The organism is Paracidovorax anthurii, assembly GCF_003269065.1.
Taxonomy (GTDB): Bacteria; Pseudomonadota; Gammaproteobacteria; order Burkholderiales; family Burkholderiaceae_C; genus Paracidovorax; species Paracidovorax anthurii.
In genome coordinates, this window is sequence record NZ_QLTA01000085.1 from 3465 (window position 1) to 10893 (window position 7429).

8 protein-coding genes are annotated in these 7429 nt (G+C 57.4%); all 8 read right to left on the bottom strand.

The genetic code is table 11. The features are described 5' to 3' along the window. On the bottom strand, positions 1-926 hold a 926-nt coding region (locus tag AX018_RS25830; protein ID WP_491895684.1), incomplete at its 3' end, for an SPM autocatalytic domain-containing protein. A gap of 660 nt (positions 927-1586) precedes the next feature. Beyond that, positions 1587-2156: a hypothetical protein gene (locus tag AX018_RS25010; RefSeq protein ID WP_146749425.1), complete on the bottom strand. Its 570-nt coding sequence runs from the start codon at positions 2154-2156 to the stop codon at positions 1587-1589. Positions 2157-2212: 56 nt separating this feature from the next. Further along, positions 2213-2590 (bottom strand): hypothetical protein, encoded by a 378-nt coding sequence (locus AX018_RS23555; RefSeq protein WP_111882591.1) that lies wholly within the window; start codon positions 2588-2590, stop codon positions 2213-2215. Between the two features lies 1 nt (position 2591). Further along, positions 2592-2852 (bottom strand): hypothetical protein, encoded by a 261-nt coding sequence (locus tag AX018_RS25015; RefSeq protein ID WP_146749426.1) that lies wholly within the window; start codon positions 2850-2852, stop codon positions 2592-2594. A 259-nt stretch (positions 2853-3111) separates the two neighbouring features. Continuing rightward, on the bottom strand, positions 3112-3438 hold the full coding sequence (locus AX018_RS25020; RefSeq protein WP_146749427.1) for a hypothetical protein: 327 nt from the start codon (positions 3436-3438) through the stop codon (positions 3112-3114). 174 nt (positions 3439-3612) lie between these two features. Next, positions 3613-4131, bottom strand: a complete 519-nt coding sequence (locus AX018_RS25025; RefSeq protein WP_146749428.1) for a hypothetical protein — start codon at positions 4129-4131, stop codon at positions 3613-3615. Positions 4132-4407: 276 nt separating this feature from the next. Continuing rightward, positions 4408-5943: an HlyD family type I secretion periplasmic adaptor subunit gene (locus AX018_RS23560; RefSeq protein WP_111882594.1), complete on the bottom strand. Its 1536-nt coding sequence runs from the start codon at positions 5941-5943 to the stop codon at positions 4408-4410. Then, positions 5940-7429, bottom strand: a 1490-nt coding sequence (locus tag AX018_RS23565; protein WP_146749429.1) for a type I secretion system permease/ATPase, incomplete at its 5' end; no start/stop codon positions are given. The genes AX018_RS23560 and AX018_RS23565, both read right to left, overlap by 4 nt.

Sequence of the window (7429 nt, forward strand, 5' to 3'; positions counted from 1 at the left end):
TCGATCACGCCGTCGCCGTTGCCGTCCTGCGCCGCCAGGGCCTCGTAGCCGTGGGCGTAGTGCAGGCCCTGGCCCGCCTGCGGCTGCGCGTCCCGCAGCGTCTGGTCGCCGAACAGCTCCTGGCCGGAGTCGATCAGGCCGTTGCCGTTGCGGTCCAGCACCACCAGCCCGTCGTCGCCCTTGATCCAGCCCGTGGCGTTCTTGGTGCCGTCGCCGTCGTGGTCGAAGAGGATGGGGCGGGAGGGGTCGATACCCACCGCCTCGATGCCGTCGCCGTCCAGGTCCAGGACCAGCGGGTCGCGCGGGGCGACCCAGTTGCGGGCTTGGACATATTGGGAATTAGTGGATTCGGAGATTCCACCTGGAATTCTCCAGAAATCGAAATCAGATATCCCTGGCGGAAGATAGGCTATTTTAGCCTCGACCACCTTCTGCTCGATCAATAAATCGCCCATTGTCTTGGGATTTAAAACACCAGCGATAGTAAATCCTGCTGACAGCCCAGACAACCCAATAGCCAGGGCAACCCCTGCGGGACCAGATATTGTCAATGCAGCAACAGTTGCAGACAAAGCAGCAATATCCCCAAAGATTGCAGCAGCTGTACCCTTTGTAATCCCTGCACCCTCGGACATTTCTTGTGATGCCTTCGTGAGGTTTATTAAAAGACTGGAAACATTAAGAAGATTTCCAATCACAGGAACAGATCGCCCAACGCCTTCAATCAATGCCAGCGATGCCTTTGCTGCACTAATACCGGCGGCTACTGCATCAGCCGCGGATGATGCATTTTTTACCCCTACAGATGCTGCAACCACATCTACGGGAGCCATGTGTAAATTGGCCAGTGCTTGCACCGCTGCTTCTGCCTTCCTAGCTTGAATAGCAGAGGCACCACTATTTGCAATTACAGCACCGATACTCATCTCTTATTCCTCATAATCAAAATCAACCAAACAACATTAGCCACAAGAAAACAAAGCATTCCAATTATCATGCAGCCAATCTTTAACCTCCCCTTTTTTAGCTTTTCAGATTCAACCTTCATTTCCCCATTTATGATCAATTCGAATATCCGATGATTCTCATCTATCAATGCTACGGCGGGCATTCCCTTCACTCCCTTCCACTCACTGCTTGCGCACGCGACCAACTCACATCTAGCCACACCAAAATCCCCTACCAAAGCAGGGAAATCTCGCCTACCGACACTACTGACTTCAAAAACTCCATGAACCTTGCGTAAATCACCTGTTGGCGTCATATCCAGGAAATACAATGAGTTCAGAAATATAAATATCATCGCCCCAACAGAAAAACCGATCGGCCAAGATATTTTTAACGGTCTAATAATTAGCACCACAACCTCCAGAGCATCAATTTCTTAAAGAATCCAACCACACAATCCACATTATCTTGGTAAAAAGCATTCCAAAGATTTTTCAATTCATATCAGAACACCCCATCCATACTAGACTTCAGCCATTCGACCTCCTCAGAAATCAACGAATTAATCCAGCTTTATCCCTAAAGTACCGCCAACTTGCCCGGCGGCATCCCATTTACTCCAATCGCTCCAAGCCATATCATCCCCTCAACGTTTTTACAAACAAAAGCACATAACTCCAAGCCAGTGCCAACATCAAATATACCGCGAAGAATCCAACAACAGGTCCAAAAATAGCAAGGGCCCATTTTTCCTCATTTACAGGCATTATTCCATACTGATACCCTGGTTGCGCATAGAAAATAAATGCCATGAACAGAAAAAGAGCAAAACCTATCACAGCAACCGCAGATGGAAATCTTTTCTTCTGTATATGCAGAAATACACCTTGAAATCCGCGTTTACCAAAACATATATCCTTATTTATCATCATTTGCAATAATATGGGGAGAAATAATATTGGCTGGATTGAAATATAAAAAGCAGACACCTCTGGAAAATTTGATTTACTCCAGTATCCTTCTATGGAAGGAATCATAGACCTCATCAATCGAGTAAATTCACCCACCCAATACAGCCCATAAAATCCTTCAGGCAACCCATAAATACAAAGAAAACCAGCGATATAGCCCAACAAGAAACTGGGCATAAGAATTATTCTCTTCAAAATTCCTCCAAAGCGTCTTTTACTAGAGATCCATTCGTTCACACAATCATCTTCTTAAGAAACTCCTCTAGGCATTTCCTCCTTGAAACAAACGCATTTCAGAAACCCACGCACTCCCCTGCGGTTCGAGAAGACTTCTGAAATCCGCCTGCCCATCTGCCAGCAAAGTCCAATCGCATGCATGATCTTCGAGATGGAATGTGGGTCATGTCGCCGTCTTTTCCCAATTGTTTGCTGCATTTCTGATAGCGCACGCTACATATTCCCAAACTCATCGCCTCGCGCAGATCGCGCACCCAGCCGCTGCCGCCCATCTGCGGCAGCGCCTGCGCCGCCGCGCTCGGCTCGGGGTCGTCGGGGAACTCGCGGTAGAAGTTGTTGCCCGCCAGCAGCAGGCTGCCCGAGACCTCCGCCACCCCGCTCGCGCCCTGGCTGCCGTCCGTGCGCGTGAAGCGGCCACTCTCAATTAGGGACACATCAAACCCTTATAACAAGAAAAATACCAGCAATAACAAACCCCCATACCGGATACAAAACAGGGAATACAAATCCAATCATTGCCATCACTATCAACAGACGTCTCACAACAACCTCACCGACTCTCCCCGATTGATTCCAAAATGCTTTAATTCTTTTTTTAAGATCATCACGATCAACTCCATAAAGACTTACCAAGAATACTGAGCCAATAGCAACCAAAGCCCAAACAAACCCTATATAGAAAGAAAGGAAGTTCACAAGATCCTTATCCTGATAAATATCTCAAATTCATCAATCGATTCTATTTTTCTCGCATCGATATCTTTCTACAAGCAAATACATTTAAAAACCTACACGAGAAGGCTTTCAAACCTGTCAGCCTGCCAATCAGCGAATTTCAGCTGCAAATATCAATAACCAACATTTCAAATATTCCGAGTTCACCATTACCACCCAGAAATACCACATCAATTGCCGCAAGCAAAACCCCTGAATCACGCCTCCAATCGCAACTTAATCAATCTGGGCAATCCTCACGAATCATAATGATATTTGAGGTCGTTCTCTTTGCCAGGATTTGCTGCAACGGAATAATCATCGAAGGCGTGGATGTTGGACATGCGATGAGTATTATTTCATCAGGAGGGTCAACAATTATTTTCTCAACCACAAGCAACGGTGATTTGAAGCTAGTAGATTTATATTTATAACCAGAAGAAGCAATCCAGACCCTAGAGTCATCATTCGATGAGTTGCATGCACCCAAGAAGCCTAAAATCCCCAAGGAAATGGCAAAGCGAGGAATATTAGTTCCGTATCGAATGGGAGATTTTGATATTTTCATAGTCAAACACCTCACGGCAAAAGCATCGATATTAACAAAATTAGCACACAAATAGATGCACCAAGGATTTGACTTAATACAGGGCTACCATGCACTACATCGAATAAAGTGGCAACTTGCAAACTACTGCATTGCATCAATGCTCTTCCCATATTTATCGTAAAACCAGCCATTTCATTCACCAACAAGAAGATATATTACAATAATCACAACCATCGCCAACATTAATATCTGAGCCACCCAGGAGAGAAATGCATACAACACCCTTGCATACCTCGCACTCACCCTCTCTACTTTTGGCACCTCAAGAAGTGCTTTTTTAGGAGTGTAGTCAAACCATTCTTTATCCAGAGAAAATTTCCCTAGAATTATTATTTTCAATACCCCCATTAAAAGACTGAGGATCGCGAGAATTATCCCAAACCCCCCTGCAATTAGAAAACCACTGCCATCTTGCGATTTATTATCAGCAGCCAAAGAATTCTCCGGAGAGAACAACATCATCAGAATCAATAACTCAGCAATCCACCATATATCGCGCGGCATGCGTAGTTTTTCAGTCAACGTTCCCATGCATCCTCCGATTGCGCTATTTCTATGACAAAGAACACCATTTCTTTTTTCCTCCTTTAGCCTTGGAAACCCACGCACTCCATTACGGTTCAAGAAGGTTTCTGAAATCCGTTTGCCCATCTGCCAGCGAAGTCCACTCGCTCACATGACTTTCGGGATGGAATGTGCGCCATATCGCCGTCTTTTCTCGATTTTTCGCTACATTTTCGATAGCACACGCTACACATTCCCCAGGCCCCCCGCCTCGCGCAAATCGCGCACCCATCCGCTGCCGCACTCGACGCCGGACCATCCGAAAACTCCCGGTAGCAGTCGTCGCCCGCCGGCAGCAGGCAGCCCAAGGCCTCCATCACGCCGCTCACGCACTGGTTTGGTTTCCATGGCCCGCGCGCCCGCTCAGCGCTCCCTCAAGCTCTCACTGCCCGCCTTCTGGATCGGGCTCAGCAGGTAATCGATCACCCGCCGCCTGCCCGTCTTGATCTCGGCCGTCACGTTCATCCCCGCCGCCAGCCCGATCGGCTTGCCGTCCACGTCGATGTGCGTGCGCTCCAGCCGCAGCAGCGCCGGGAAGACCGCGCCCCGCTTCTCGTCGCTCACCGCGTCCCGCGTCACCGTCTCCACCCGCGCGCCCACAGTGCCGTAGCGCGTGAAGGGGAAGGTCTCCAGCTTGATCGTCACTTCCTGCCCCGGCTCCACGAAGCCGATGTCCTTGTTCTCCAGCGTCACCTCCGCGCTCACCTGCGCGCCCTGCGGCACGATCACCATCAGCGCCTGGGCCTCCGTGACCACCCCGCCCTCGGTGTGCGCGGCCAGTTGCTGCACCGTGCCGCTCACCGGCGCCACCAGCGTCGCCAGCCGCTCGCGCTGCTGCGCCTTGGCCCATTCCTGCGCGCCCTGCTGGCGCCGGAGTTCGGCCTGCGCCTGCCGCTCGCCCAGCGCCCGCCGCGTTTCCGCCAGGTACGACGCCCGCGCCTGCCGCGCCTCGCCCAGCGCCGCCTGCGATTCCTCCAGCCGTGCCTGCTGCGTTGCCAGGTCCCGCTCCATCTCCACCCGCTCGCGCATCCGGTCCTGCCGCGCGTGCCCCGACATGAAGCCCTGCTCGGCCAGCGTCTGGAAGTCGATCTCGCGCTGGCGCACGATGGGCAGCGTCGCCTCCAGCTTGCCCAGCACCGCCCGCACGGTCGCGATCTCCGCCTCCCGGCGCTGGCGCTCGGCCTGCAGCCGCGCCAGCCGCGCGGTGATGTCGCCCCACTCGGCCACGAGCTGCGCCTGCGCGTCCGCGCGCTCGCGCGCGCCCCACTCGCCGGGCACCTCCCGGGCGGGGATCGCCGGGAGCATCGGGTTTTGGGACTTTTCGCCCGCAGGTCGCCGTGTTTCCTGCGCGGGCAGCTCTTCTTTCGATAGCAGATCCTGCAGCACGCGGGCGCGCAGCCATTCCGACTGGGCCGCGCGCAGCGCTTCCTCCACGCTGGCGCGGTCGGCGCGCGCCGCGGTGGGGTCGAGTTCCACCAGCGCCTGCCCGGCCCGCACCTGTTCGCCCTCGCGCACCAGCACCCGGCGCACCACGCTGTTCTCCAGCGGCTGGACCAGCTTGGTGCGGTCGCTCACGATGATGCGGCCCTGCGCCACCGCCACGATGTCGATGCGCCCCAGGCACGCCCAGGCCAGCGCGATCACAAAGAGCGCCATCAGCAGCCACGCCAGGCGCCGCGGCGCCGGGTGCACCGGGGTCTCCTGCAGGCTCAGCGCCGCCGGCAGGAATGCCTGCTCGTCGGCCAGCCGCCGGGGGCCCGCCAGTTCCGCGCGCCGCTCCCAGGCCGCCCGGAATACGTCGCGGTAGCGCGCCAGCAGGTCCCGCAGGGGGTGGCGCGGCGAGGGAGGCGTGGATGGCGTGGAAGCTGCGGGGGGTGTGGAAGGTGCCGTCGTCTTCATGCCGCCGCCCCTTCCCCCGCAGGCGCCGGCCGGGCCGGCGGGGGCTGCTGCGCCGCCGCCAGGGCGCCCGCCCCGGCCTGCATGCGCCACAGGTGGGCGTACAGGCCCTGCGGCCGCTGGACCAGCGCGTCGTGCGGCCCCGCCTCCACGATGCGCCCCTTGTCCATCACGATGATGCGGTGCGCCTGCCGCACGGCCGAGAGCCGGTGCGCGATGATCAGCACCGTGCGCCCCCGGCAGATCTGCGCCATGTTGCGCTGGACGATGGCCTCGCTCTCGTAGTCCAGCGCGCTGGTCGCCTCGTCCAGGATCAGGATGCGCGGGTTGGTGAACAGCGCCCGCGCGATGGCGATGCGCTGGCGCTGCCCGCCCGAGAGGCTGCCGCCCTGCTCGCCCACCAGCGTGTCGTAGCCCTCGGGCAGCTCGCTCACGAAGTCGTGCGCCCCCGCCAGCCGCGCCGCGCGCACCACCGCCTCGATGGGCGCGGCCGGGTCCGCGATGGCGATGTTCTCGCGCACGCTGCGGTTGAACAGCAGGTTCTCCTGCAGCACCACGCCCACCTGCCGGCGCAACTGCGCCGCATCGATGAGGCCGATGTCGATGCCGTCCACCAGGATGCGCCCCTGCTCAGGCACATACAGGCGCTGCACGAGCTTGGTGAGCGTGCTCTTGCCCGAGCCCGAGCGCCCCACGATGCCGATCACCTCGCCCGCACGGATGTCCAGGCCCACGCCCGCGAGCACCGGAGCCGCCTCGGGCCGGTAGCGGAAATGCACCGCATCCAGCGTGATCCGCCCCTGGAGGGCCGGCAACTGCGCCGCGCTGCTGGCGGGCACCTCGGTGCGGGTGTTGAGGATGTCGCCCAGCCGCGCCATCGAGATGCCCGTCTGCTGGAAGTCGGTCCACAGCTGCGCCATGCGCATGATGGGCTGCGCCACGCGCTGCGCGAACATGTTGAAGGCCACGAACTGGCCCACCGTGAGCTGGCCGTCCATGACCAGGCGCGCGCCCCACCACAGCGTGGCGGCGTTGACCAGCTTGCCGATCAGCCCGACGCCTTCATGGGCCCAGGCGGCCAGGTTCTGCGTCTGGAAGCTCGCGCTCACGTAGGCGGCCAACTGGTTGTCCCAGCGCCGCGCGAACGCGGGCTCCAGCGCCCCGGCCTTGACGGTCTGGATGCCCGCCACGGTCTCCACCAGCATCGCCTGGTTCTCCGCCCCGCGCGCGAACTTCTGGTCCAGCCGCCGGCGCAGCACCGGCACCACCGCCAGGCTCAGGCCCAGGTACAGCGGCAGGCTGGCCAGCACGATCAGGGTCAGCGGCACGCTGTAGACCAGCATCACGCCGATGAACACCACCGAGAAGAGCACGTCCAGCACCACGGTGAGCGCGTTGCCCGTGAGAAAGCTGCGGATGTTCTCCAGCTCGCGCATGCGCGCCACCGAGTCGCCCACCCGCCGCGCCTGGAAGTACGCCAGCGGCAGCT